This is a genomic window from Escherichia sp. AM3, assembly GCF_032029835.1.
In the GTDB taxonomy this organism is placed as follows: Bacteria; Pseudomonadota; Gammaproteobacteria; order Enterobacterales; family Enterobacteriaceae; genus Escherichia; species Escherichia coli.
The window spans coordinates 1-925 of sequence record NZ_JAVUPQ010000396.1; the positions used below are offsets into that span (position 1 = coordinate 1).

Sequence of the window (925 nt, forward strand, 5' to 3'; positions counted from 1 at the left end):
ATTTCAATGTAGTTCAGACGATCAGAATCTTTGTAACCTGCTACGTCCAGTGCTTTAGAATAGGAGTAACCGATGGATGGACGCAGACCGAAGTCGAACTGATATTGCAGAACAGCTTCGAAGTTTTGTGTTTTGTTCACAACATCACCGTCGTCGGAATTCATGTTGTGAGATTCACCGTACATCACAGCAGCATAGACGTTGTTGGGATCATATTTTGTTGACAGTGCCCAAACTTCTGCTTTTTCACCTTTACTATCACTAGACTGGAAATCAGTACGGTCAGAGTTTGCGTAAGCACCAGTAAATGAGAAACCGTCAATAGTGTAAGTTACAGATAAACCATGGCCATCGCCATTTGCTTTGTAGTTGCCTGTACCTTCATTTTTACCCTGATATTGCAGAGCAAAATTTAGACCTTCAACCATGCCAAAGAAATCTGTGTTACGATAGGTTGCAACACCGTTGGTACGGTTGGTCATGAACAGGTCAGTACCAGCCCATGAATCACCGCCCCACTCAACAAACATATCAGTAAATGCTTCTGCATCATACGCGACACCGACATTACGACCATAGTCGAATGAACCAAAATCTTTGTAACTCAAACCAGCATAAGCCAAACGAGTTTGGTCAGGGTTGTGTCTGTTTGATGCTTCCAGGTCTAGTTCAAACTGACCGTAACCAGTCAATTCAGGGTTGATCTGAGTTTCACCTTTCACGCCTACACGGGCATAAGAGGTATCTTGAGAATTATCGCCTTTTTCACCATTTTCACGGTCGGTCAGAATGCGCTCACCAACCATCTTGCCGTACAGATCCAGTTTATTGCCATTTTTATTATAAATTTCAGCCGCATTTGCTGCGCCAGCAACTAATAACGCCGGGACCAGCATTGCCAGAACTTTTCTTTTCATTATGTATT

The 925-nt window shown here is 43.1% G+C and carries 1 protein-coding gene; it reads right to left on the minus strand.

Annotation, left to right across the window (positions count from 1 at the left end):
- The coding region (locus RTW80_RS26125; protein ID WP_312720987.1) for a porin at window positions 1–917 on the minus strand (917 nt) is incomplete at its 3' end.
- Window positions 918–925: the final 8 nt, after the last annotated feature.